General features: G+C 73.2%; 22 protein-coding genes. 11 read left to right on the plus strand and 11 right to left on the minus strand.

Annotated elements, in window-relative coordinates:
• The first annotated feature begins 20 nt into the window (after positions 1–20).
• From FXF65_RS08985 to FXF65_RS09010, 6 genes are all read left to right on the plus strand, one after another.
• Complete coding sequence (locus tag FXF65_RS08985) at positions 21–1,349, plus strand: ABC transporter substrate-binding protein (protein ID WP_187412182.1); 1,329 nt, start codon at positions 21–23, stop codon at positions 1,347–1,349.
• Positions 1,350–1,352: 3 nt separating this feature from the next.
• Positions 1,353–2,330 (plus strand): carbohydrate ABC transporter permease, encoded by a 978-nt coding sequence (locus tag FXF65_RS08990; RefSeq protein ID WP_246198437.1) that lies wholly within the window; start codon positions 1,353–1,355, stop codon positions 2,328–2,330.
• On the plus strand, positions 2,327–3,187 hold the full coding sequence (locus tag FXF65_RS08995) for a carbohydrate ABC transporter permease (RefSeq protein ID WP_148349242.1): 861 nt from the start codon (positions 2,327–2,329) through the stop codon (positions 3,185–3,187). Before FXF65_RS08990 ends, FXF65_RS08995 begins: the two co-directional genes overlap by 4 nt.
• The gene (locus tag FXF65_RS09000) at positions 3,184–4,440 is read left to right on the plus strand and encodes a 6-phospho-beta-glucosidase (protein WP_148349243.1); all 1,257 of its coding nucleotides are present in this window, start codon (positions 3,184–3,186) and stop codon (positions 4,438–4,440) included. Before FXF65_RS08995 ends, FXF65_RS09000 begins: the two co-directional genes overlap by 4 nt.
• Positions 4,440–5,447: an N-acetylglucosamine kinase gene (locus tag FXF65_RS09005; protein ID WP_148349488.1), complete on the plus strand. Its 1,008-nt coding sequence runs from the start codon at positions 4,440–4,442 to the stop codon at positions 5,445–5,447. The genes FXF65_RS09000 and FXF65_RS09005 overlap by 1 nt, the downstream gene beginning before the upstream one ends.
• 104 nt (positions 5,448–5,551) lie before the next feature.
• Complete coding sequence (locus FXF65_RS09010) at positions 5,552–6,460, plus strand: TIGR03619 family F420-dependent LLM class oxidoreductase (RefSeq protein WP_148349244.1); 909 nt, start codon at positions 5,552–5,554, stop codon at positions 6,458–6,460.
• Positions 6,461–6,478: 18 nt separating this feature from the next.
• Here FXF65_RS09010 and FXF65_RS09015 read toward each other — a convergent pair whose 3' ends face one another.
• Positions 6,479–6,919 carry an Lrp/AsnC family transcriptional regulator gene (locus tag FXF65_RS09015; protein WP_148349245.1) on the minus strand — a complete coding sequence of 147 codons (441 nt, stop codon included), beginning with the start codon at positions 6,917–6,919 and terminating at the stop codon, positions 6,479–6,481.
• Positions 6,920–7,017: 98 nt separating this feature from the next.
• Entirely contained in the window at positions 7,018–8,040 is a 1,023-nt protein-coding gene (locus tag FXF65_RS09020) for a LacI family DNA-binding transcriptional regulator (protein WP_148349246.1), read from the minus strand.
• 146 nt (positions 8,041–8,186) lie between these two features.
• Here FXF65_RS09020 and FXF65_RS09025 point away from each other — a divergent pair, with 146 nt between their 5' ends.
• Entirely contained in the window at positions 8,187–9,380 is a 1,194-nt protein-coding gene (locus tag FXF65_RS09025) for an ABC transporter ATP-binding protein (protein ID WP_148349247.1), read from the plus strand.
• A 156-nt stretch (positions 9,381–9,536) separates the two neighbouring features.
• Here the strand turns inward: FXF65_RS09025 and FXF65_RS09030 are convergent, their stop codons facing one another.
• The 5 genes from FXF65_RS09030 to FXF65_RS09050 all read right to left on the minus strand — a co-directional run bounded on the left by FXF65_RS09030 (position 9,537) and on the right by FXF65_RS09050 (position 15,852).
• A complete protein-coding gene (locus tag FXF65_RS09030; protein ID WP_148349248.1) occupies positions 9,537–10,481 on the minus strand; it encodes a carbohydrate ABC transporter permease in 945 nt (314 codons plus the stop codon).
• A complete protein-coding gene (locus FXF65_RS09035) occupies positions 10,478–11,857 on the minus strand; it encodes an ABC transporter permease (RefSeq protein WP_148349249.1) in 1,380 nt (459 codons plus the stop codon). Before FXF65_RS09035 ends, FXF65_RS09030 begins: the two co-directional genes overlap by 4 nt.
• A gap of 10 nt (positions 11,858–11,867) precedes the next feature.
• The gene (locus FXF65_RS09040; RefSeq protein WP_148349250.1) at positions 11,868–13,193 is read right to left on the minus strand and encodes an ABC transporter substrate-binding protein; all 1,326 of its coding nucleotides are present in this window, start codon (positions 13,191–13,193) and stop codon (positions 11,868–11,870) included.
• Positions 13,180–14,418 carry an ABC transporter ATP-binding protein gene (locus tag FXF65_RS09045; protein ID WP_148349251.1) on the minus strand — a complete coding sequence of 413 codons (1,239 nt, stop codon included), beginning with the start codon at positions 14,416–14,418 and terminating at the stop codon, positions 13,180–13,182. The genes FXF65_RS09040 and FXF65_RS09045 overlap by 14 nt, the downstream gene beginning before the upstream one ends.
• Positions 14,419–14,742: 324 nt before the next feature.
• Positions 14,743–15,852: a M24 family metallopeptidase gene (locus FXF65_RS09050; protein WP_246198438.1), complete on the minus strand. Its 1,110-nt coding sequence runs from the start codon at positions 15,850–15,852 to the stop codon at positions 14,743–14,745.
• A gap of 111 nt (positions 15,853–15,963) precedes the next feature.
• Here FXF65_RS09050 and FXF65_RS09055 point away from each other — a divergent pair, with 111 nt between their 5' ends.
• The gene (locus tag FXF65_RS09055; RefSeq protein WP_148349253.1) at positions 15,964–16,896 is read left to right on the plus strand and encodes a 5'-3' exonuclease; all 933 of its coding nucleotides are present in this window, start codon (positions 15,964–15,966) and stop codon (positions 16,894–16,896) included.
• 258 nt (positions 16,897–17,154) lie between these two features.
• Positions 17,155–17,955, plus strand: a complete 801-nt coding sequence (locus tag FXF65_RS09060; RefSeq protein ID WP_246198439.1) for a Crp/Fnr family transcriptional regulator — start codon at positions 17,155–17,157, stop codon at positions 17,953–17,955.
• A gap of 13 nt (positions 17,956–17,968) precedes the next feature.
• On the opposite strand, the gene FXF65_RS09065 is transcribed toward FXF65_RS09060, so the two are convergent.
• Together FXF65_RS09065 and FXF65_RS09070 are read right to left on the minus strand one after the other, a co-directional pair.
• Positions 17,969–18,628, minus strand: coding sequence for a biliverdin-producing heme oxygenase (locus tag FXF65_RS09065; protein ID WP_148349254.1), 660 nt, complete (start codon positions 18,626–18,628; stop codon positions 17,969–17,971).
• 124 nt (positions 18,629–18,752) lie between these two features.
• Positions 18,753–19,046: a DUF2470 domain-containing protein gene (locus FXF65_RS09070; protein WP_148349255.1), complete on the minus strand. Its 294-nt coding sequence runs from the start codon at positions 19,044–19,046 to the stop codon at positions 18,753–18,755.
• Positions 19,047–19,215: 169 nt separating this feature from the next.
• Here FXF65_RS09070 and FXF65_RS09075 point away from each other — a divergent pair, with 169 nt between their 5' ends.
• Complete coding sequence (locus FXF65_RS09075; RefSeq protein ID WP_246198440.1) at positions 19,216–20,073, plus strand: NAD-dependent protein deacetylase; 858 nt, start codon at positions 19,216–19,218, stop codon at positions 20,071–20,073.
• 6 nt (positions 20,074–20,079) lie between these two features.
• Here the strand turns inward: FXF65_RS09075 and FXF65_RS09080 are convergent, their stop codons facing one another.
• Together FXF65_RS09080 and FXF65_RS09085 are read right to left on the minus strand one after the other, a co-directional pair.
• Positions 20,080–20,820: a DUF4142 domain-containing protein gene (locus tag FXF65_RS09080; protein ID WP_148349257.1), complete on the minus strand. Its 741-nt coding sequence runs from the start codon at positions 20,818–20,820 to the stop codon at positions 20,080–20,082.
• A gap of 101 nt (positions 20,821–20,921) precedes the next feature.
• Positions 20,922–21,464, minus strand: a complete 543-nt coding sequence (locus FXF65_RS09085; protein ID WP_148349258.1) for a MarR family winged helix-turn-helix transcriptional regulator — start codon at positions 21,462–21,464, stop codon at positions 20,922–20,924.
• A gap of 126 nt (positions 21,465–21,590) precedes the next feature.
• Here FXF65_RS09085 and FXF65_RS09090 point away from each other — a divergent pair, with 126 nt between their 5' ends.
• Positions 21,591–23,216: an MFS transporter gene (locus FXF65_RS09090; protein WP_148349259.1), complete on the plus strand. Its 1,626-nt coding sequence runs from the start codon at positions 21,591–21,593 to the stop codon at positions 23,214–23,216.
• Positions 23,217–23,227: the final 11 nt, after the last annotated feature.

Below are 23,227 nucleotides of genomic sequence, written 5' to 3' on the forward strand. Positions count from 1 at the left end.
CCCCCATAAGGAGAACCGGAGTGGCCACCATCATCAGCACGCGCCGGCTCGTGGCGGCCCTGACCGCCGCCGGGCTCGGCCTCACCGCCGCCTGCACGGCCGGCGGAGACAAGACCGACGACGGCCCGAAGGCCGACGAGAAGCAGACGATCCAGGTCTGGCACGGGTGGAACGCCCCGCACGAGGTGAAGGCGTTCCAGGACGCCGTCGCCGGGTTCAACAAGGAGCATCCGAACATCACCGTCAAGCTCGTCGGGGGGCAGACCGACGACCGGATCACCAACGCCATCCGGGGCGGGAACCCGCCGGACGTGGTGTCGTCCTTCACCACCGACAGCGTCGGCCAGTGGTGCCAGAGCGGCGCGTGGCAGAACCTGTCGCCCTACATCACCAAGTCGAAGCTGGACCTGAACCAGTTCCCCGCGGCCGTCCGCAAGTACACCGAGTACAAGGGCGTCCGCTGCGCGATGCCGCTGCTCGCCGACGCCTACGGCCTCTACTACAACAAGAAGCTGATGAAGGGCGAGCAGCCGCCGAAGACGATGAGCGAGCTGACCGCGCTCGCCAAGAAGCTCACCGTCCGCGACCCCGACGGCACCATCAAGGTCGCCGGGTTCATGCCGTCCGCGCAGTACTACGAGCACCAGGTGCAGCACCTCGCGCCGCAGTTCGGCGTGAAATGGCTGACCGACGACGGAAAGGCCAACTTCGCGGGCGACCCGCAGTTCCAGGCGTACCTGAAATGGAACAAAGAGCTCATCGACTGGTACGGCTACAAGAACGTGAAGAAGTTCCTGCGCTCGCTCGGGCAGGAGTTCGAGTCGTCCAACCCCTTCCAGAAGGGGAAGGTCGCGATGGCCATCGACGGTGAATGGCGCACCAAGTTCATCCAGCAGGAGGCGTCGAGCCTCGACTACGGCACCGCGCCCGCGCCGGTCTCCGACGACCGCGCGTCCTCCTACGGCGGCGGGTTCGTCACCGGCACCGTCATCGGCGTCCCGCGCGGCGCCAAGCACGCGCAGGCCGGGTGGGAGTTCGTCCAGTACCTCACCACGAACACCGAGGCGCTGGTCACGTTCGCCAACGCGCTCGGCAACGTGCCGTCCACCATCCCGTCGCTGTCGTCGACGAAGCTGACGCTGCCGCCGCAGTTCCGCACGTTCCTGGACGTCTTCAAGAACCCGGCGAGCAGCACCACGCCCCCCACCCCGAACGGCAACGACTACGTCGTCCGGTTCCAGAAGTTCGTCCAGGAGGAGTGGGAGCCCGGCAAGGTCGGCGACCCCGGTGCGGCGCTGAAGAAGCTCGACGGCGACGTCGACGGCGCGCTGAAGCTCGCCGGAGGCTGACCCGTGGCACCCGGTTCACTGCGCGTCCCCTTCACCGGGACGCGGACCGGGACGGCGGCGGCGCGGGCGCGCCGCCGCCGGCGCCTCCGGGTCCTCGCGTTCCTGTCCCCGTGGCTGGTCGGCTTCGCGCTGTTCTTCGCCTACCCCCTCGCCGCGACCGTCTACTTCTCCTTCACCCGGTACAACCTGTTCACGCTTGAGTACATCGGCCTGGACAACTACAAGTACCTGCTGCACGACGGTGAAGCGTGGACGTCCATGCGCAACACGCTGTGGCTGATCGTCGTCCTCGTGCCGCTGAAGGTGCTGTTCGGGCTCGGCACCGCCCAGCTCATGACGAAGGTCAAGCGGGGCGGGGGGCTGCTGCGGTCCGTCCTGTACGTGCCGTACCTGATCCCGCCCGTCTCGGCGACGGTCGCGTTCGTGTTCCTGATGAACCCCGGCACCGGGCCGTTCCACACCATCACCGACCGGCTCGGCATCCCGCTGCCGGACTTCTTCAACGACGCCCCCTGGGCCAAGCCGGGGCTGACCCTGCTCGCCCTGTGGGCGGTCGGCGACGTCATGATCATCATGCTGGCGGCGCTGCTGAACGTCCCGCAGTCGCTGTACGAGGCCGCCGCGATCGACGGCGCCGGGGCGTGGTCGCGGTTCCGGCACATCACGCTGCCGACGATCTCGCCCGTCCTCGCCTTCTCCGCCGTCACCGGCGTGATCGAGACGTTGCAGTACTTCACGCAGCCGATGGTGGCGGGGAAGGTCGCGTCCGGGCGGGCCGACCTGCCCGGCACGCAGTACTCCCCCGGCTACCCCGACGGCTCCACGCTGACGCTCCCCCAATGGCTCTACGACCAGGGGTTCCGCCAGTTCAACATGGGGTACGCCTGCGTCCTCGCGCTGGTCATGTTCGCCATCGCGATGGTCTTCACCCTGTTCCTGCTGCGCCAGTTCCGCGCTTTCGCCGGTGAGGAGGCGTCATGACGGCGGCTGCCACGTCCCGGCAGAGGATGCGGTCGGGGAGCAGGGCGCGGCGGGCGCTGCTGTGGGTGGCGGTGCACGCCACCGCCGTCGCGATCGGCGTGATGTTCCTCGCGCCGCTGGCGTTCATGGCGCTGACCGCCGTGATGACCGACCGGCAGGCGCTGACCGGCGACCTGTGGCCGCGGAACTGGGAGTTCGGCAACTTCGTGGACGTGTTCAGCGGCGACATGGTCCGCTGGACGGTCAACAGCGTCGTCTACGCGTCCCTGTCGACGGTGTTCATGCTGGTGTCGAGCGTCCCAGCGGCGTACGCGCTCGCCCGGTTCCGGTTCCGCGGCCGCAACGCCGCGCTGGTCGTGGTGATCTCCGCGATGATGCTGCCGCCGCAGGTCACGATGGTGCCGCTGTACATCGTCTGGTCGCGGTTCGAGCTGACCGGGACGCTGTGGCCGCTGATCATCCCGCAGCTGTTCGGGGACGCGTTCTCCATCTTCCTGCTCCGCCAGTTCCTCGTGACGATCCCCCGCGAGTACGCCGACGCGGCCCGCGTGGACGGCTGCGGGGAGCTGCGCACCATGCTGCGGGTCGTCCTGCCGATGGCGAAGCCGGCGCTGGCCGCGGTCGCGCTGTTCCAGTTCTTCTACTGCTGGAACGACTACTTCCGGCCGCTCGTCTACGCCGACCCCGACCACTGGACGCTCGCCATCGGCGTCGCCACCTTCCGCCAGGCGCACCGCGTCGAGTGGAACCTCACCATGGCGGCGACGCTGCTGACGATCCTGCCCGTGCTCATCGTGTTCTTCCTCGCCCAGCGAGTGTTCATCCAGGGTGTGACCTTGACGGGAGTGAAGGGTTGAAGCTGACTGTCATCGGGGGTGGGTCCACCTACACCCCGGAACTCGTCGACGGGCTCGCGCGGGCCCACAGCGCGCTGCCGGTGTCCGAGCTGGTCCTGCAGGACCCGGACGCCGAGCGGCTGGACCTCGTCGGCGGCCTCGCCGCGCGGATGCTGTCCCGCGCCGGGCATCCCGCCACCGTGACGACGACCGCCGACCTCGACAAGGCGGTCGCCGACGCGACCGTCGTCCTGCTGCAGCTGCGCGTCGGCGGCCAGGCCGCCCGGCACCTCGACGAGACGATCCCGCTCGAGTGCGGCTGCGTCGGGCAGGAGACGACCGGCGCGGGCGGGCTCGCGAAGGCGCTGCGCACCGTCCCCGTCGTGCTGGACATCGCCGCCCGCGTCGCCGACCTCGCACCCAACGCGTGGATCGTCGACTTCACCAACCCGGTCGGCATCGTCACCTGCGCGCTGCTGGACGCCGGGCACCGCGCCGTCGGCCTGTGCAACGTCGCGATCGGGGTGCAGCGGCGCGCCGCCGCGCTGCTGGACGTCCCGCCCGACCGGATCAGCCTCGGCCACGCCGGGCTGAACCACCTCACCTGGGTGCGGTCGGTGCTGCTGGACGGCCAGGAGGTGCTCCCCCGCCTGCTCGACGAGCACCCGGACGAGCTGGCCAAGGCGTCCGGGCTCCCGGCGTCGTTCGTCCGGCGGCTCGGCGCCGTCCCGTCGTACTACCTGCGGTACTTCTACCAGCACGACCAGGTCGTCGAGGAGCTGCGCGGAGCCGAGACCCGGGCGGAGCAGGTCGCGGCGCTCGAACGCGACCTCCTCGACCTCTACGCAGACCCGACGCTGGACACCAAGCCCGCCCGGCTGGAGGAGCGCGGCGGCGCGTTCTACTCCGAGGCCGCCGTGCAGCTCGTCGCGTCCCTGCTGACCGGGCGCGGCGACGCGCAGGTCGTGAACGTCCGCAACCACGGGACGCTGCCGTTCCTGGACGACCGCGCCGTCATCGAGGTCCCCTCGCGGATCACCTCGGCGGGGGCGGTGCCGCTGCCCGTCCCGGCGTTCGAGCCGCTGTTCGCCGGGCTGGTCGCGCACGTGTCCGCCTACGAGGAGCTCGCCCTCGACGCCGCGCTGCGCGGCGGCGTGGACCGCGTCGCGACCGCGCTGCTCGCCCACCCCCTCGTCGGGCAGGCCGACATCGCCGACCGGCTCGCCCGCGACCTGGTGGCCGCCAACCGCGCCCACCTCCCCTGGGCCGCGTGATGGCCGCTCCCGGGAACGTCCCCGCGCCGGAGGGCGGCGTGCTGGTCGCCGTCGACGGCGGCAACAGCAAGATCGACGCGGCCGTCGTCGGGACCGGCGGCGAACTGCTCGCCACGGTGCGCGGCGACGGGTTCCGGCCGCACGCGGTGGGGCTGGACGCCGCCGTCGACTCCCTCACCGCCGTGATCGCCGAAGCGCTGCGCGGCGCGGGCGCCGCGCCCGGACCGGTCGCCCACCTCGCCGTCTACACCGCCAACGTGGACCTTCCCGGCGAGGAGGAGCGGCTGGAGAAGGTCCTGCTCGACCGGGGCACGGCGGCGAGCGTCACCGCCGGGAACGACACGTTCGCGCTGCTGCGCAGCGCCGTCACCGCGGGGTGGGGCGTCGCCGTCGTGTGCGGCGCGGGCATCAACTGCGCGGGCGTCGGCCCGGACGGGCGGACCGCGCGGTTCCCCTCCCTCGGCCCGCACACCGGCGACTGGGGCGGCGGCTCCTCGCTCGGCCGCTCGGCGCTGTGGCACGGCATCCGCGGCGAGGACGGCCGGGGCCCGGAGACGGCGCTGTCCGCCGCGGTCGCCGCCCACTTCGGCGTCGCCCGCGCCCTGGACGTCGGCCTCGGCATCCACCACGGCGAGTTCGCCAAGGGCGACCTCACCGCGCTCTCGCCCGTCCTGCTGGACGTCGCGGAGGCGGGCGACGAGGTGGCCCGCGAGGTCGTGTCCCGGCTGGCGGAGGAGGTCGCGCTGCTCGGCTCGGTGGCACTGCGCCGCCTCGACCTGCTGGACTCGCCCGCCGACGTCGTCCTCGGCGGCGGCGTGCTCGCCGCCCGGCGCCCGCTGCTCATGGACGCCGTCGCCGAACGCTACGCCGCGCTCGCCCCGCGCGCGCGGCTCCTCGTCCCCGAGGACCCGCCGCTGCTCGGCGCCGCGCTCCTCGGGCTCGACCACCTCGGCGTACCGGCCGCCGCCCACGACACGCTGCGCGCCGCGTTCCGCCGCCCCCGCTGATCGCTCCCCCCGGCGGGTGGTTGGATGGATCATGGGGCCGCCGGCCAGCGGCCTTGACGTTGTAAGGTCGCGCTGGTCCGGGCCGGGCCGGGAGGGAGCGGGCCGTGGAGATCGGGTTCGGCGTTCCGACGACGGGCGCCTGGGCGACCCCGGAGGCGCAGGCGCTCGTCGCGCGGCGCGCCGAGGAGCTCGGCTACCACTCGGTGTGGACGCTGCAGCGCGTCCTGAACCCGGCGGGGTCGGCCGACGCGACGTACCGCAGCGTCACCGACCCGTTCATCACGCTCGCCTACCTCGCCGCGCACACCTCGCGCGTGCGGCTCGGCGTCGCCGTGGTCAACCTGCCGTTCTACGCGCCGCCGATCCTCGCCAAGCAGGCCGCCTCCCTCGACCGCGTCAGCGGCGGGCGGCTCGACCTCGGGCTCGGCCTCGGCTGGATGCGCGAGGAGTTCGCGGCGGTCGGCGCGCCGATGGAGCGGCGCGGGGCCCGCGCCGAGGAGTTCCTCGCCGTGCTGCGCGCGCTCTGGAGCGGCGGGCCCGCCGAGTTCCACGGCGAGTTCTACGACGTCCCGCCGGTCGTCATGGAGCCGCGCCCGGTGCGGTCGCCGGGGCCGCCGGTGCTGCTCGGCGGCGGCGCGGAGGCCGCGCTGCGCCGCGCCGGGCGGCTCGCGGACGGCTGGGTCAGCTCCAGCCGCGCCGACCTCGGCGCCCTCGGACGGTCGATCGGGATCGTCCGGGACGCGGCCGAGCGGGCCGGGCGCGACCCGTCCGCGCTCCGGTTCGTGTGCCGGGGCGCCGTGCGGGTCAGGCCCGGCGGGGCGGCGGGCCGAAAGCCGCTCACCGGGTCGTTCGACGAGATCCGCGCCGACCTGCGCGACCTCGCGGGCCAGGGGGTCACCGAGGTGTTCGCCGACCTGAACTTCGACCCCGAGATCACCGGGCCGGACGCCGACCCGCGCGCCTCGCTGGACCGCGCCATGCAGGCCCTGGACGCCCTCGTCCCCGGCCGCTGAGCCGGACCGGAAGGCGGGTCACAGGGGCGGGCGGCGGGCCTCCCACGGCGTGCTCAGCACGACGGTCGTCCGCGTCGCGACGTTCGCGGCGGCGCGGATCTTCTGCAGCAGGTCCTCCAGCTCGTTCGGGGACGCGACCCGCACCTTGAGGATGTAGCTCTCGTCCCCGGCGACCGAGTGGCACGCCTCGATCGCCTGGAGATGGGCGAGCCGCTCCGGCGCGTCGTCCGGCGCGGCCGGGTCGATCGGCTTGATCGAGATGAACGCGGTCAGCGGCAGCCCGATCTCCCGGCTGTCGAGCTGGGCGGCGAACCCGGTGATGACCCCGCGCTTCTGCAGCCGCCGCACGCGCTGGTGCACGGCCGACACCGACAGGCCGGTCTCCTTGGCCAGGTCGGTGAAACTCATCCGCCCGTCGTCGGCGAGCAGCGCCAGGATCTGACGATCGATCTCCTCCACGCGGGAAATCTAGCGCGACTGGACCCCGATCAGATCACCGATCGGCTCATTCCGCGCGATCCACCGCGATATCGGCCCCGTCACCGGCCCCTGGACGATCAGCGGCGCTGGCTCCGCAGCGGGCCGCAGCTGCCCCGCACGACCAGTTCGGTCGGCAGCAGCACCGGCCCTCCCCGGCCGCGCCGGGCGGGCTCGCGCAGCAGCAACTCGCAGGCCCGGTAGCCGACGTCGTGGCCGGGACGCGCGACGGCGGTGAGCGGCGGGTCGCACAGCTCGGCCCACGCCACGTCGTCGACCATCGCGATCGAGACGTCCGCGGGGACGCGCAGGTCCAGCTCGCGGGCCACGAGGACGGCGGCCTCGCCGAGGATGTGCCCGGCGGCCAGCACGGCGGTGACGTCGGCGCGGCGCTGCAGCAGCCCGGCGGCGGCCGCGTAGGCGGCGTCGCGGGCCGGGCGCGCGGCGACGACGAGGTCCTCCTCGACCGGGACGCCGAGCCGCCCGAGCGTGCCGCGGAACGCCCGCTCCCGCACCCGGGACGGCCCGCCCGGCGTGGCGCCGAGGAACCCGATGCGGCGGTGCCCGAGCCCCGCCAGGTACTCGGTGAGGGACCGGACGCCGCCCGCGTCGTCGGCGAGGACGGACGGCACGTCCGGCATCCCCGGCAGGGTGCGGCCCGCGAACACGACGCTGGAGCACACCCGCGCGGCGCCGCGCCAGTCGGCCTCGTCCCCGGCGGGCAGGGCGATGATCCCGTCCACCCGCTGCTCGACGAGCCGCTCGACGATCTCGGCCTCGCGGGCCGGGTCGCCGCCCGCCGCGTCCACGATCACGTGCTCGCCGAGGGTGCGGGCGCAGGCGAGCACCCCGGCGACGAGCTCGGCGCAGAACGGGTCGGTGACGTCCGGGACGATCAGCCCGATGCCGCCGCTGCGGCGCAGCTTGAGGCCGCGGCCGAGGGCGCTCGGCCGGTAGTCCAGCGCGCGGGCGGCGGCGAGCACCCGCTCGCGGGTGGGGGCGCTGACCGAGCCCGCCCCGGAGAAGACCCGCGACACCGTGGCGATGCCGACGCCCGCCGAGGCCGCCACGTCCTTGACCGTGGCCGGTCTCCGGTCCGCCATCCGTTCCACCCCATTCGCCCGGTTCCGATCAGCTTCTCACGATCTCGACTCCCCTGGAAACGTTTCCATGAGGTTTACTCCAGTTTGTACCGCAAAACCCCTGCTCGGCAGGGGGCTATGGAAACGTTTCCACCGAGGGGTCCCGAATGGCGAAGATCGTTCTCGACAAGGTCGACAAGGTGTACTCCGGCGGGGTCAAGGCCGTGGACGGCCTCGACCTGGAGATCCACGACGGCGAGTTCATGGTGCTCGTCGGGCCGTCCGGCTGCGGCAAGTCCACCGCGCTGCGGATGATCGCCGGCCTTGAGGAGATCTCCGCCGGGAAGGTCTCCATCGGCGACCAGGTCGTCAACGACCTCGCGCCCAAGGACCGCGACATCGCGATGGTCTTCCAGAACTACGCGCTGTACCCGCACATGACCGTCGAGCAGAACCTCGCGTTCGGCCTCAAGCTGCGCGGCACGCCGAAGGCCGAGATCAAGCAGAAGGTCCGCGAGGCGGCGAAGATGCTCGGCCTCGAGCAGTTCCTGTCCCGCAAGCCCGCCGCGCTGTCCGGCGGCCAGCGCCAGCGGGTCGCGATGGGCCGCGCGATCGTCCGCCAGCCGCAGGCGTTCCTGATGGACGAGCCGCTGTCCAACCTCGACGCCAAGCTCCGCGTCTCCATGCGCGCCTCCCTCAGCCAGCTGCACGAGCGGCTCGGCGTCACCACCGTCTACGTCACCCACGACCAGGTCGAGGCCATGACCCTCGGGTCGCGGGTGTGCGTGCTGCGCGAGGGCAGGCTCCAGCAGGTCGACACGCCGCAGCGGCTGTTCGACCACCCCGTCAACCTGTTCGTGGCGGGCTTCATCGGCTCGCCCTCGATGAACTTCGTGTCCGCCGACCTGTCGGCCGGCGACGGCGGCGCGCGCGTGTCGTTCGCCGGGTACACGCTGCCCGTCCCCGCCGCCACGCTGAACGAGCGGCCGCACCTGCAGAACTACATCGGCCGCCAGATCATCCTCGGCATCCGCCCGTCCGACTTCGAGGACGCCGCGCACGCCCAGCCCGACTGGGCGCCGATGTCCGTCCGCAGCACCGTGACCGAGGAGCTCGGCAGCGAGATCAACGTCATCTTCACCATCGACGCCCCGCCGGTCGAGCACAAGGACACCGCCGACCTCGCCGAGGACGCCGCCGAGGGCGACGGCGACATGGCGATCCCCCTCACCGACAATCGCGCCATGTGGACGGCCCGCGTCAACTCCCGCTCCCACGTCCGCCCCGGCCAGCAGGTGGAACTCGCGGTGGACACCCGCCGCCTCCACTTCTTCGACCCGGCCTCCGGCCTGGCTGTATAACCCAGGGGGGCGACCCCCTGGAACCCCCGTTGCTCGCGAGTGGCCGTTTCCCGAATCGCGTTCGCTCTCGGGAAACGGCCCCTCGCTCGGCGGGTCGGGCGACCTCCGGCCTTGGCGGCCTACGGCCGCCCGACCCGTGACGCCGGTTTGGGTTTCTTACTTCACGGAGCCTGCTAGGACGCCTTCTACGAAGTAGCGCTGGAAGGCGAAGAAGACGGCCAGGGGGACGATCAGGGACAGGAACGCGCCCGGGGCCAGGATGTCGATGTTGCCGGTGAACTGGCGCATCTGCGACTGGAGCCACTTGGTCATCGGCTGGGACTCGGTGTCGGCGAACACCAGCGCGACGAGCAGGTCGTTCCACACCCAGAGGAACTGGAAGATGCCCAGCGAGGCGATCGCCGGGCCGCCCAGCGGGAAGATCACCCGGCGGAAGATCGTCCACTCGGAGCCGCCGTCCATCCGCGCCGCTTCGAGCAGGTCGCGCGGGATCGCGGCGAAGAAGTTGCGCAGCAGGAAGATCGCGAACGGCAGGCCGAACGCGACGTGGAACAGCACCACGCCGGTGATCGACCCGAACATGTGGAAGCCGCCGAACTCGACGTGCCCGTACAGCTTGGCGACCGGGATCAGCGCCACCTGGACGGGCACCACCAGCAGCGCGACCACGGCGAGGAACAGCCAGTCCCGGCCGGGGAACTCCATCCACGCGAACGCGTAGGCGGCGAGCGAGGCGATCACCACGACCAGCACCGTCGCGGGGACGGTGATCAGCACGGTGTTCCAGAACGAGTCGACGAAGTCGCCCTTGTCGAGCAGGGCGGAGTACGAGCCGGCGGTGAGCTGGGCGGGCTCGGTGAAGACCGTCCACCAGCCGCTGGCGTTGTTGTCGGCGTTGGAGCGCAGCGACGCGACCAGCAGGCCGAGGGTCGGCACCAACCAGAACAGCGCGACCAGGACCAGCAGCGTCTGCGCGGCGCCGCCGCCCAGCCGTCCGACGAGGCGGGCGGCCAGGTTGCGGCGGGGCGCGCCCGCCGCCCCGTCGCGGGCCGTCGCCGGTGTCGGTGCCGGTGTCGGGGCGGCCTCTTCCGCGGTGCTCATGAGCGCTCCTGCCGGATTCGCCGGACGTTGAACAGCATGGCGGGCAGCACCAGGACGAACAGCAGCACCGCGATCGCGCTGCCCGCGCCCTGGTCGTCGCCGCCGCCGAACGACTCGGTCCACATCTGGAGGGCGAGGACGCTGGCGTCCGGGTCGCCGCCGCCGATGATGTAGACGAGGTCGAACACCTTCAGCACGTTGATGACGAGCGTCACCAGCACCACGACGAGGACGGGCGCGAGCAGCGGGATCGTCACCCGCCGGAACACCTGCCACTCGGTGGCGCCGTCCACCCGGGCCGCCTCCAGCGCGTCCCGGGGGATGGCGGCGAGCCCCGCGGCGATCAGCACCATCGCGAACCCGGCCCACACCCACAGGTACGACCCGATGATCGCGGGCGTGATCAGCGTCCCGCCCAGCCACTCCGCGCCGTTGTAGGCGGCGGTGAAGTTCCCGGCGGGCAGCCGGATCGTGTAGCTGCCGTCCGGGACCTTCTTCATCGTGAACGTGCCGTCGGCCCCGGTGGTGGCCTTCGCGACGACCTTGCCGTCCTTGACCGCCTCGACCTTGATGCCGGGCAGGCCGGACTCGCCCGCGTTCGGGGCGTTCGGCTGGCCGCCGCCGCCCTTGGTGAAGTCGAACCAGACCGTCCCGGTGAGCCGGCCCGGCTGCGAGGCCGGCGCCCGCGCGGCGGGCTTCGCGTCCTTCGGCAGGTACTCCGGCTTGACCTTCAGCAGCGGGACGAGCGCGCTCTGCCCCGCCGCGACCTGGTTCACCGTGACCACGCCGCCGCCCTCCGCGCGGACGGGCTGGTTCCCGCCGTTGCGCGGCCCGGCGCCCGGATAGGTCGTGCCCTGCGCGAACGTGTCGTGGATCGCGACCAGTGCGGCGTTGGCGACGCCCTTGTCCGGGTCCTGCTGGTACACCAGCCGGAAGATCACGCCGGACGCGAGGAACGAGATCGCCATCGGCATGAACACGACGAGCTTGAACACCGTCCCCCACCGGATCCGCTCGGTGAGGACGGCGAACACCAGCCCGACGATCGTCACCACGGTCGGCGCGACCACCACCCAGATGGCGGTGTTGCGCACGGCGACGAGGTTGTCGTGCCCCTTGAAGACCCCGGTGTAGTTGTCGACGCCGACGAACCCGTCGCCGGAGGCGTCGAAGAAGCTGCGGATCACCGAGTAGACGATCGGGTAGACCACCAGGAAGCCGAGCAGCAGCAGCGCGGGCAGCAGGAACGTCATCGCCAGCCAGGACGGCGGGTTCAGCCGCTCCCGGGCCGTGCGGCCGCGCGGGGCGGGGGCGGCGCCGCCCGCGACCGCCGGCGGCGCCTGCTCTTTCGGAGCCTCCTCGTTCGGAGCCTTCATGCGGGGTCTCCTACTTGTACGCCTTGGCGGCCTCGGCCTCCAGCTTGGCCTGCGTGCCCTTCACGTCCGTCGGGTGCTGCACGAACGCGCGCAGCGCCTCCCACTCGCCCTTGCCGGGCGTCGCGCCGAACGCGGCGGGCGCGAGGTCGGACATGTCGTAGCGGGCCGCGTCGCCGGACTTCTGGATCTGCTCGATGAGCTGCTTGGCGATCGGGTCGGAGTACGCGCTGGACGGGACGTTCTTGTTCGGCGTCAGGTAGCCGCCGAGCCCCGCCCACACCTTCCCGGCCTCCGGGGACGCGAGGAACTTCATCAGCTCCTGCGCGCCCTTGCCGTCCTTGAGCGCGACGGCGACGTCGCCGCCGAGGATCGCCGGCGGCGTGGTCCCGGCCGCCGGGAACGCGAAGACCTGCGCGTCCGTGCCGACCTTGGCCTTGGTGGTGGCGATGTTCGCCGCCGCGAAGTCGCCGCCGTACACCATCGCGGCCTTCTCCTGGCCGAACACCTGCGTGACCGACTCGTCGAACTTGGTCTTGGTCGCGGTGGCGACGCCGCCGTTGAGGAAGTCGCCCTTGCCCCAGATCTGCGCGAGGGTCTCCAGCGCCTTCCCGACGGTCGGATCGGTCCACTTGATCTCGTGCTTGGCGAGCTTGTCGTAGTTATCCGGCCCGGCCTGCGAAAGGTAGACGTTCTCGAACCAGTCGGTGAGCGTCCAGGAGTCCTGCGGGCCCGCGGCCAGCGTGAACGGCGTGGTGCCCGCGTCCTGGAGGGTGCCCGCGGTCTTCACCAGGTCCGCCCACGACTTCGGGGGCTGGACGCCCGCGTCGGAGAACACCTGCGGCCGGTACCAGAGGATCGACTTGTAGGCGGCCTTGACCATGACGCCGTAGGGCTTGCCGTCGGCGGAGCCGAGCTCCTTCCAGTACGGCGAGAAGTTGTTGCCGACCTCGGTGACGACGTCGGGGGCGAGGGGCTTCAGCGCGCCCTTCTTCGCGTACTGCTGCATGAGGCCGGGCTGCGGAAGCAGCGCCACGTCCGGCGGGTTCTTCGCCTCGATGCGCGGGCCGAGGTAGGCGTCGGTGTTCTCGCCGGTGGACGCGTAGTTGACCTTCGCGCCCGTCTTCTTCTCGAACGCCTGGAGCACCTTGCGGAAGTTGGCCTCCTCGGGGCCGGTCCACTTGGCGGCGACCTCGATCGTGGTGCCCTTCAGCGCTCCCCCGCCGGACGGCGTCGAACCGCCGTCGCCGCCGTCGTCGTCCCCGCCGCAGGCGGCGGCGCCGGACACCACCAGCCCTGCCGCCACTGCCGCGCTGAGCACACGCCTACTGACCCTCATTCTCATCCTCCCTGGACGGTCCGGCGGCGTCCGATCCCCAGATCGCCGCGCCGGACTCGATATCGAAGAAGTGCAGGCGGCCGGTGTCGACGCGGGCCGTCACCGGGTCGCCGACCTTCACGCGGGTGCGCGGGCTGAACCGCGCGACGAGGTCCGTGCGGGGCCGCTCCAGATGCCCCAGCACATCGGTGCCCGCGTCGCGGGCGAGTTCCCTGGTGTCCTCGGTGACGACCTGGTCGGCCTCCAGCGCGAAGTGGACCAGCACGTCCGAGCCCATCGCCTCGACCAGGTCGGCCGTGGAGGTGAGCGCGGAGCCGGCGGGGGCCTCGACGAGGTCGGCGTCCTCCATGTCCTCGGGACGGATCCCGACGACGACCTCGCCGCCGAGCCGGGACGCGAGGTCCGGCCGCTCGGCCAGCACGCCCGGCGGGAGCGCCAGCGTCTGCCCGCCGATCTCCAGCCGCGCGTCGCCCGCGTCCCCGGCCAGGGTCGCCTTCAGCAGGTTCATGGCGGGCGAGCCGATGAAGCCCGCGACGAACAGGTTCGCCGGCCGGTCGTAGAGCTCCTGCGGCGGCGCGACCTGCTGCAGTTCGCCCTTCTTCATCACCGCGACGCGGTCGCCGAGCGTCATCGCCTCGGTCTGGTCGTGCGTGACGTAGATCGTCGTGACGCCGAGGTCGCGCTGGATGCGCGCGATCTCGGCGCGCATCTGGACGCGGAGCTTGGCGTCGAGGTTGGACAGCGGCTCGTCCATCAGGAACGCCTGCGGCTCCCGGACGATCGCGCGGCCCATCGCGACCCGCTGCCGCTGCCCGCCGGACAGGTTGCGCGGCTTGCGCGACAGGTGCTCGGTCAGCCCGAGGATCTCCGCGGCCCGGTCGACCTTCTCCCTGATCTCGGCCTTGGGGAGCTTGCGCAGCGACAGCCCGAACCCGATGTTGTCGCGGACGGACAGGTGCGGGTAGAGCGCGTAGCTCTGGAACACCATGGCGACGTCCCGGTCGCGGGCGGGGACGCGGTTGACGACCCGTCCGCCGATCGCGACCTCGCCCTCGGAGATCTCCTCCAGCCCGGCGACCATCCGCAGCGCGGTCGTCTTCCCGCAGCCGGACGGCCCGACGAGCACGAGGAACTCCCCGTCGGCGATGTGCAGGCCCAGGTCGGTCACGGCCCGCGTGCCGTCGGGATAGACCTTCCCGACGCTGGTCAGGTCGACCTCTGCCACGGCGTCCCCTCTTTCCCGTCGCTCCACGGCACGCCCTCGTCGCGCCCTCGTCGCGGCACGCGCCTCCCCGCCCCGGCGGGGCCGGGGCCCCGCGATGCGGAGGAAACGTGACTTACTCCCGCGTAGCTATGACTAGCTACAGGGCGGATCGGCCCCGTTGCAATACGCGGGGAGAACGCTGACGGTTTTGGTGCAGAGATCGTTACCGGGCCGTTTTTCGCCCGCATTCCGCGCGATTTTCAGGCGTCCGAAAACAGGCGAGGGCGCGGACGGAAATCCGTCCGCCCCCTCGTTAACGTGCTTTTCGGGCCGTGGCCTGGGAATTCAGCCGACGATCACCAGGCCGCGCCCGGTGACGTTCAGCGGGTCGAAGCCGTCCTCGGTGCAGACGACGATGTCCTCGATGCGGGCGCCGTGCGGGCCGGGGTAGATGCCCGGCTCGATCGAGAACGCCATGCCCGGCTCCAGCGGCTCCAGGTTGCCCGAGACGATGTAGGGGTCCTCGTGCGACTCCAGGCCGATGCCGTGGCCGGTGCGGTGGAAGAAGTGCTCGCCGTACCCGGCGGCGGCGATCACGTCGCGGCCGGCGGCGTCGACGGCCTCGGGCGTCGTCCCCGGGCGGACGGCCGCGCACGACGCGCGCTGCGCCTCCTCCAGCACCGCGTAGTACGCCAGGTACTCGGCGGGCGGCTCGCCGACGCAGTAGTTGCGGGTGGAGTCGGAGCAGTAGCCGCTCGGCATCGTCCCGCCGATGTCGACCACGACCGGCTCGCCCGCGCGGATCACCCGGTCGGTCGGCTCGGCGTGCGGGTTCGCGCCGTTCGGGCCCGACCCGACGATCACGAAGTCGACGCGGGAGTGGCCCTCGGCGACGATCGCGTCGGCGATGTCGCGGGCGACCTCCTCCTCCGTGCGCCCGGCCGCGAGGAGGCCCGGGACGCGGCGGTGCACCCGGTCGATCGCCTCGCCCGCCTCGCGCAGCGCGGCGACCTCGGCGGCGCTCTTGCGGATCCGCAGCCCGCGCAGCACTCCCCCGGCCGCGACCTGCTCGGCGGCGGGCATCGCGGCGCGGAACCGCAGCGCCATCACCGCCCACATCCGATCGGCCACGCCGACCTTCGGCAGGCCGGACGGCAGGCGCCGGGCGACGAGGGCGTAGGGGTCGTCGGTCTCGTCCCAGGGCACCAGCTCGACGCCGAGCGACCCGGCGGGCGACACCTGCGCGGCGGGCAGCTCGAGGCGCGGGACGACGAGGAACGCCTCCCCCTCGGCGGGCACGACCAGGCAGGTGAGCCGTTCCAGCTCCTTGGCGTCGTAGCCGGTCACGTAGCGCAGGTCCGGGCCGGGCGTCAGCAGCACCGCCCCGAGGCCGGCCTTCGCGGCCGCCTCCCGCACCAGGCCGACGCGCTCGCGCGGATACAACTCCGTTGTCACACCCGTCTCCATTCTCCGGTCGTCCGCACGCGGACCACTCGTCCGTGCGGGTACCAGGATCGCAGAGCGGCGGCGCGCCGACGACGCCGCCCGCGTGGCACGATGTGCCCCATGAGCGGGCTGATGCTGCTGGACACGCCGTCGTTGTACTTCCGCGCCTTCTTCGGCGTGCCCGAGTCCGTCACCGCCGACGACGGGACGCCGGTGAACGCGGTCCGCGGGCTCATCGACATGATCGCGCGGCTCGTCCAGGACCGCTCGCCCGACCGGCTCGTCTGCTGCATGGACGCCGACTGGCGGCCCGCGTTCCGGGTGGCGGCGCTGCCGTCCTACAAGGCGCACCGGGTGGCCGACGACGGCGGCGACCAGACGCCCGACGCGCTGGCGGCGCAGCTCCCGGTCATCGACGAGGTCCTGGACGCGTTCGGGCTGGCCCGGGTGGGCGTCCCCGGCTACGAGGCCGACGACGTCATCGGCACCCTCGCGGTGCGGGGCGCGGCGGACGGCCCGGTCGACATCGTCACCGGCGACCGCGACCTGTTCCAGCTCGTCGACGACGGCACCCCCCGGAAAGGCCCGGTGTGCGTCCTCTACACGGCGCGGGGCATCAGGAACCTGCAGATCATGGGTGAGAAGGAGGTCGCGGCCAAGTACGGCATCCCGGGCCGCGGCTACGGCGACTACGCGACGCTGCGCGGCGACCCGAGCGACGGGCTGCCCGGCGTCCCCGGCGTCGGCGACAAGACCGCGGCGGCGCTGGTCACCCGGTTCGGGACGGTCGAGGGGATCCTCGCCGCGCTCGACGCCGGGACCGACGAGGGGTTCCCGGCGGGCGCGCGGCGCCGGATGGAGGCGGCCCGCGGGTACCTCGCCGCCGCCGAGACCGTGGTCCGGGTCGTCACCGACATCGACGCGCCGGAGCTCGCGGCGCTGGACGACCGGCTCCCCGCCGGCGCCCGCGACCCGGAGAGGCTCGTCGCGCTGGCCGACCGCTGGAACCTCGACGGCCCGGTCAACCGGCTGCTGAACGCCCTCACCCGCTGACGGGTCATATCGCTGCAATTTTCGGCAAAAGTGTCGGATGACGCAGACGGCCCGTTCCCCCGCGTGCAGCATCGGGATCAGTGAGGCGCTCTCATAGGGGTGAAAGGCAGTGCACCGCCGCGGGACGGACGGGGACGGACGTCCGGGCGGCGCCCGCATGAGCGACCGGTACCCGCGGCACTGGGCCTCAACGCCCCACTCCCCCCATCTGCCGTGGGTACCGGTTCACCCGAATCCCGGAAGCGGAGACGCGCACCCGTGACCCATCGACCGCAGATCCGGCGGAGCGCGCCCCGCGCCGCTCCCGACCCGGACCCCGGCCCCGGCTCCGATCCCGATCCCGACTCCGATCCCGGCCGCGGCTTCTGGGACGCGCTCCGCCCGGCCGAGCGGGCGTCGCTGCGCGCGGTGGCGCGGCCGCGCCGGTTCCCGCCCCGGACGCCGCTGTGCTACCAGGGCGACGACTCCGACCACATCATCATCATCGAGTCGGGCTGGGCGAAGGTGACCTCCACCAGCGAGGAGGGCCGCGAGGTCGTGCTCGCCGTGCGCGGGCCGGGCGACCTCGTCTGCGAGAGCGCGGTCCTCGGCCGCCGGGAGCGGTCGGCGACGGTCGCGGCGCTCAGCCCGATCCCCGCGCTGGTGGTGCCCGCCGCCCGGTTCACCGGGTTCCTCGACGCGCACTCCCGGGTGTGGCTGCTGGTCAGCGAGACGTTCGTCCGCCGCCTGGACGACGCCGACCGGCGGCTGCGGGCGCACGTGTCCGCGCACGGCGCGCGGCGGCTGGCGATCCTGCTGACCGAGCTCGCCGAGCTGTCGGCCCGGCACGGCGCGCCCGCCCCCGGCGGGGGCGTCGCGATCGGTCCGCCGCTCTCCCAGGAGGAGCTCGGCAGCTGGATGGACGCCTCCCGCGAGACCGTCGCGCGGGCGCTCGGCACGCTCCGCGCGGAGGGCCTGGTGCGCACCGGCCGGCGGCGGATCACCGTGGTGGACGTGGCGCGGCTGCGCGAGTTCGCGCGTACGCCGGAGCGGCCGCGGCCCACCGCCTTTACAATGTAGATCACGAAGAGGGTCAGGCGGCGGGCCGCAGGACCTCGCCGAGCTCCTCGGCGAGGTCGGCGTTGAGCCGGTAGGCCGTCTTCACCTCGTCGACGACGCGGAGCCGCTCGTCGTCGTCCCAGGGGGCGGCGTCCAGCAGGGCGCGGTAGCGGTCCTTGTACGCCTTGGGCCTGCCCGGGAAGCGGTAGAAGCGGACGCCGTCGTCCTCGGCGTCGAGGTCCAGCGCCTTGCGGACCTGGAGGCCGATGTACTGCCCGCCCGACAGGTCGCCCAGGTAGCGGGTGTAGCCGTGCGCGACGAAGCCGCCCGCCCAGTCGAAGCACACCTCGCGGAGCCGGTCGCGGTACCGGGACGCGGCCTCGCCCGGCTCGGCCCTGGCCCGCCAGCGCGGGCCGTAGAAGTAGGCGAGGTCGGCCTCGAGCGCCTCGCGGCGGCGCAGGCCGGGAAGGTCGAACGGGCCCGCGACCGGGTCGGCCGCCATCCGGTCGGCGGCCTCTTCGAGGAGGTCGTAGACGGGGTGGAGCTGCGCCACGAGGACGGCGTACTCGTCGCGGCCGAGGCGCCCCTCGACGAGCGCGCTCATGTAGGCCGAGGTCTCGTTGGCGCCGTGGTCGCTCCGGGTGGCGGCCCGCAGCCGCGCGGAGAACGGCTCGTCCGTGGGGGTGGTGTCCATTACGGCCCTCCTTAATCCAGGAGAATTTAGGCTAGCCTTACCTAAATCACCTGGGAAGACGGGACCGCAAGGTTCCCGACGTGACGTCGGTTACTTTTCCGACGTCACGTCGGGAAGAGGTCGGTCAGGCGCTGAGCGCGGCGCGGGCCTCCTCGGTCATCCGGACGACCTCCATCCGCACCTGCGGACGCTCGGTGAGCCGCTCGCCGAACGGGATCCGGACGTCGTGCTCGACGCCCCCGTCCATCACGGCGAAGTCGATGCCGTCGGCGTCCAGGCCGGTCATCCGGGCGGCCGTCGCGCCGGGACGGCCGCCGAGCGCGCGGCAGATCGTGAGGCAGTCGGCGGCGTGGTCGTCGTTCATGTGGCGCGCGATCTGGCGCACGACGTCCTCGGTGAAGGGGCCCGCGTCGGTCATGGAACGTTCCTTTCGATCGGGGCGCCGGTCCCGGCGTGCGGTTCTCGAAGATCCGCGGTGTTCTCGAAGATCCGCGGGACGTCGCCCGGCGAGGCGTCCGTCCGGCGTGGAGGCCGACAATACCCGGCGCCCCGCACCGGCATCGCGGCACGTCGTGCACCATGGAGGGGTGACGCAGGTAGCTGAAGACCGGTCCGCGGACGCGGGTGCCCGGCTGCGGGCGCTCGCCGCCCTCGTCGCGGACGGCGGCGTGGTGGTGCTGAGCGGCGCGGGCCTCTCGACCGAGTCGGGCATCCCCGACTACCGCGGCGAGACGGGGCGCCGCCGGCGCGCCGACCCGATGACCTACCAGGGGTTCACCGCGTCGGCGGCGGCGCGGCGGCGGTACTGGGCGCGCAGCCATCTCGGCTGGCGGCACATCGCGGCGGCGCGGCCGAACGCCGGGCACCGCGCGGTCGCCGAGCTGCGGCGGCGCGGCCTGGTCACCGGGATCATCACCCAGAACGTGGACGGCCTGCACCAGGCCGCCGGGGCGGACGGCGTGATCGAGCTGCACGGCGCGCTCGACCGGGTCGTCTGCCTGGACTGCGGCGAGCGGACCCCGCGCGCCCGGCTGGACGCGCGGCTGCGCGCCGCGAACCCGGGCTTCGACGCCCGCGCCGCCGCGGTCAACCCGGACGGCGACGCCGTCCTCGCCGACGCCGACGTCGAGGCGTTCCGCGTCGTGGACTGCGAGCGCTGCGGCGGCGTCCTCAAACCCGACGTGATCTTCTTCGGCGAGAACGTGCCGCCGCCGCGCGTCCGGGACTGCTACGCGCTGACCGAGGGCGCGGGGGCGCTGCTGGTGCTGGGGTCGTCGCTGACGGTGCTGTCGGGGTACCGGTTCGTCCGGCACGCCGACCAGCACGGGGTGCCCGTCGCGATCGTGAACCACGGCGCGACCAGGGGCGACGAGCACGCCCTCGTCACGTTGGACGCGCCGCTCGGCGCGACGCTCCAGGCGCTCCTCGCCGGACTGCCCGCGTAAACCGCGTCAGCCCTGGACGAGGGACGTCGCGGCGGGCGCGGGCGAGTGGCCGTGGTCGGGTCCGCCGGGCGCGGGCGCGCCGGTGACCGCCGGCGGGTCGGGCAGCGTGTCGCCGGTGACGAACCCCGTGCCCTCCAGCAGGCGCATGTGGGTGCTGACGAACGTCTCGCACCGCTCCGCGAAGTCGCGGACCAGGGTGTTGCGGGTGCTGGCGCGGACGGCGGCGACCTGCGGGTAGATCTGCCCGTGCGCCATCCGCAGCCGCGCGACGGCCGTCTTGTCGTAGTCGGTGCCGGACTTCCCGGTGATCTCCGACATCCAGCTCTGCTGCTCCGCGGTGGGCTGGTCCGGCAGCGGGACGCCGAGCTGCGCGGCGATCCGGCGGTCGAGGTCGTCGAGCCGCTCGTGCTGGCGGGCGATCTCGGCGAGGTTCCGCCTGGTCGCGGGGCGGGACGCGCGTGTCGCCGCCTCCCGCCCGACGGGGATCTCCCACAGCCCGGCCTGCCGGACCTTGACCACGAGCAGGCGGTCGGCGGGGCCGAGCGGCCCCCACTGCGTCGCCACGGTGGCCTGGGCGGCGTTCTCCGCCGCGACGCGCGACGGCTGCGCGGCACCGTCCGCGGCCTGGCCCATCGGCGCGCAGCCGCCGAGCGGGACGCCGAGGAGGAGGGCGGCGGCGAGCGCGGCCGCCGTCCTCCGGTGCTCCGGTGCGGAGGCCGGTCGGGATGCCAGTCGGGGTGGTCGCATCCTCCGCCGTCCTTTCCGTGAGGGGACGCTGCCAGGCGGTACGCACCCGCGCACCCCCTGGTTCGCCCTCGCGGCGGAATTTCGGACGGCGTTCCCGGCGGTCAGGTCCAGCCGAGCGGGACGAGCGTCGGCACCGGCGGCTCGCCGCCCGCGTCGGTGAAGGCGCGCAGCGCGGCGACGAGGGCGCGCCGCTCCCCGGCGGGCATCCGCGCGACGATCTCGGCGATCCCGGCCCGGCGGCGGGCGGTGACGTCGTCGACGAGGCCGCGCCCGGCGGCGGTGAGCTCGATCCGGACCTCGCGCCCGCTGTCCGGGCTGGCCCGCCGGTCGACGAGCCCGGCGGCGGCGAGCCGGTCCACCATCCGCAGCGCGGTGGACGGGTTGACCCCGAGCAGCCCGGCGAGCGTCACGAGCTTGGCCGGGCCCTGCGCGGACAGCACGACGAGCAGCCGGAACTGCGGCGGCGTGACGGCGTCCTCGACGGCGGCGAGGGACCGCACGGAGATCGACACCAGCAGCCGGGACGCGGTCAGCACGGCCGAGGTGACGGCGTCGACGTCGTCACCCGAACCGACGCCGCCACCCGTCCCGACTGCGTCACCCGCACCGGTGGCGTCGGCGCAGGACCCGGCGTGCTCTCTCATGACGACTTTCTACCGCGCGCGGAGCCGCCCATGCCAATGTCAGCAACACGGCGGTTGCGCGGGCGGCGGGAGCGCGGGTGGAGTCGTACCCGATGTCCTGACGTCGCTCCCCCGAGAGGAAGCCCTATGCGAACACGGCACGCGGGCGGCATCGCCTTCGCCCGTCCCGCCGCCTTCTGGGCCGGGTTCACCGCCTGCGTCGCCGGGGTGGCGCTGCACCTGCCGATGTACGTCCGGTCCGGCGACATGCACTACCGGATGCGGGGCATGGCGATGGACGCGCCGATGCTCACCGGGATGGCGCTGATCGTGCTGGGGCTGGCGGCGACGGCGTACGGGCTCGTCCCGCGCGGGCTCGCGGCGGCCCGGCGGGCGGACGCGGTCCGGGTCCGGGCGGCGCGGGACGCGCCGTTCCGCCGCGCGCACATCGGGCTGGTCGCCGTCATGACGACGGCCGTGACGATCGACGCGATGAAGCCGATCACGCTGTCGTTCGTGGCGCCGGGGATGGGCCGCGAGTACGGCCTGAAGTCGGCGCTCAACCCGCACGGGGGCTGGCCGGTCGCGCTGCTCCCGCTGTCCGGGCTGACGGGGACGGTGCTCGGTTCGCTGCTGTGGGGCTGGCTCGGCGACCGCATCGGGCGCCGGTCGTCCATCCTGCTGGCCGGGGTGATGTTCGTGACGACGGCGATCTGCGGCGCGATGCCGTCGTTCGGCTGGAACCTCGTGATGTGCTTCATGATGGGCCTCGCCGCGGGCGGGATGCTGCCGATCACGTTCTCGCTGCTCGCCGAGACGATCCCGGGACGGCACCGGGGCTGGGTGATGGTGCTGATCGGCGGGAACCTGGCGCTCGCCTACGTCATCACGAGCTCGCTGTCGGAGGCTCTCGTCCCGCACTTCTCGTGGCGGATCCTGTGGCTGGTGGGGCTGCCGACGGGCGTCCTGCTGATCGCGCTGAACCGGTGGATCCCCGAGTCGCCGGGGTTCCTGCTGGCGCACGGCCGCGAGGCGGAGGCGCGGGAGATCATGGCCCGGTACGACGCCGTCGCGCGCGGTCCGGCGACGGCCCCCGCCGAGGAGCGGCCGGACGCGGCGGACGGCGCGGGGTTCGGGCCGCTGTTCCGGCCGCCGTTCGCCGGGCTCAGCGCGGCCGTGCTGGTCCTCGGCCTCGGGATCGGGCTGGTGACGTACGGGTTCCAGCTGTGGATCCCGTCCAACCTGCAGGGACTCGGCCTGGACCAGCGGACGGCCGACCGGGCGCTGCGCGACTCCGCGCTGCTCGGCCTGCCGCTGGTGTTCGCCGCCGCCGCCATGTACGGGCTGTGGAGCGCCAAGCGGACGATCATCGTGCTGACCGCGCTGACGGCCGCGGCGCTGGCGGCGTTCGCGGTGGCGGGCGAGTCGCTCGCGCACAGCAGGGGCTGGCTGTACGTCCTGCTCGCGGGGCCGATCGTCGGGACGGCGACGATCGCGGCGGTGCTCGCCGCCTACAGCTCGGAGATCTACCCGACGCGGATCCGGTCGCGCGGCTCCGGCCTGTCGGCGGGCGTCGGCAAGCTCGGCGGCGTGGTGGTGACGGTGGTGCTGGTCGCGGGCGCGTCGGTCCCGTCGATCGGGCAGACGGCGCTGCTCGGCGCGGTGCCGCTGCTGGCGGCGGTGCTGGTCGTCGGCCTGTGGGGGGTGGAGACGCGGCCCCGCCGGACGGGCGGCGGCGCGCCCGGCCCGGAGGTCTCCCCCGCCGACGCCTGACCCGGACGGGC

The organism is Actinomadura syzygii (genome assembly GCF_008085905.1).
Taxonomy (GTDB): Bacteria; Actinomycetota; Actinomycetes; order Streptosporangiales; family Streptosporangiaceae; genus Spirillospora; species Spirillospora syzygii.